Source organism: Streptomyces sp. KLMMK, from assembly GCF_036961605.1.
Classification (GTDB): Bacteria; Actinomycetota; Actinomycetes; order Streptomycetales; family Streptomycetaceae; genus Streptomyces; species Streptomyces telluris.
The window spans coordinates 1-1403 of sequence record NZ_JBAMDC010000733.1 but is presented as its reverse complement, the minus strand read 5'-3'; the positions used below and the strand labels follow the sequence as shown (position 1 = coordinate 1403).

Sequence of the window (1403 nt, the reverse complement as noted above, 5' to 3'; positions counted from 1 at the left end):
GAGATCTACACCGAATTTCTGTCGTCGGCAGCGTAAGGGGGGGAGAAGAGACAGGCCCGTACCGTCCATGCCCAGCTCCTGCCGCCGGTGGCGCGTCACGTCCGGCGCAGGAGCATAGGAGCGGCACGTCGCACCCGGTAGTACGCGCACGACTCACCGGGCGCCGCGGCGTCACATTGGCGCGAAAGCACCCCTGCCCCGTGGGACGCTTGAGTCACCGGCCCCCGGCGCGGGCACACCCCGGGCAACCACGGCAACCACTACGGAACCCGCCACGGCCCCCACCACGGCACCCATCCACGAAGGGACAGTCATGGCCGTCGAACCGCTCTCGCAGAAGGACGTCGAGGAGCGCCTCCAGGAGCTGCCCGGCTGGACCACGGACGGCGAACGCATCAGCCGCACCTACCGCTTCGACGGGCACTTCCAGGCCGCCGCCATGGTGATGCACATCGCGCAGATCCAGGAGGAGCTGGGGCACCACTCGGATGCGACCCTGGGCTACAACACCGTGTCGCTGAGCGTGAACACGCACAGCGCGGGCGGCAAGGTCACCGGCCTGGACGTCGAGCTGGCCCGCCGCATCGAGGCCGTCGCCCCGGGGCACGGCGGGCGCTGACCGCGGCCCCGGGCCACGGCGTGCGCCGCCGCAACCCCTGCCCCGGCGTGCGCCGGCCCCCGTTCAGGCGAGCCCGCGCGCCCGCCGGAACCGGGCCAGGCCCTCCTCCAGGGAGACGACCGGCTCCGGGTAGTCCAGGCGCTCCCGCTCCCGGGCCGGCAGCCGCCACGGCCGGTGGACGCCCCGGCCGGGCACGCCGGCCAGCTCGGGCACCCAGCGGCGCACGTAGGCGCCCTCGGGATCGAAGCGGTCGGCCTGGGCCAGCGGGTTGAGGACCCGGTGGGGGCGGGTGTCGCTGCCGGTGCCCGCCACCCACTGCCAGTTGAGCTGGTTGTCGGCCACGTCGCCGTCCACGAGCAGGTCCAGGAAGTGCCGGGCGCCGTCCCGCCAGTCCAGGTAGAGGGTCTTCGTCAGGAAGCTCGCGGCGATCAGCCGGGCCCGGTTGTGCATCCAGCCCTCGTGGGCGAGCTGCCGCATCGCCGCGTCGACGAGCGGATAGCCGGTCAGGCCCGACCGCCACGCGGCGAGCTCCGCGGGCGCCTCGCGCCAGCGGTCGTGCCGGGGCCGGTAGTCGCGGCGGGCCGCCTCCGGCCGGGCGGCCAGCATCTGATGGTGGAAATCCCGCCAGGCCAGCTGCCGTACGAACGCCTCGGCGCCCGCGCAGCCCCCGGCGGCGCGCTCCCGGGCCGACGCGACGAGCTCCACCGGTGAGAGGCTGCCGAAGTGGAGATGAGGGGAGAGACGTGAGGTCGCGTCCCCGGCCAGGTCGTCGTGGCGGTCGGCG

General features: G+C 74.3%; 2 protein-coding genes. One reads left to right on the top strand and one right to left on the bottom strand.

Features of this window, described 5'->3' with window-relative positions; all coding sequences use genetic code 11:
* The first annotated feature begins 313 nt into the window (after window positions 1-313).
* Window positions 314-619, top strand: a complete 306-nt coding sequence (locus V7793_RS37565) for a 4a-hydroxytetrahydrobiopterin dehydratase (RefSeq protein ID WP_336014228.1) — start codon at window positions 314-316, stop codon at window positions 617-619.
* Between the two features lie 63 nt (window positions 620-682).
* Here V7793_RS37565 and V7793_RS37560 read toward each other — a convergent pair.
* A partial coding sequence (locus V7793_RS37560; protein ID WP_336014226.1) for an FAD-binding domain-containing protein occupies window positions 683-1403 on the bottom strand: 721 nt, incomplete at its 5' end.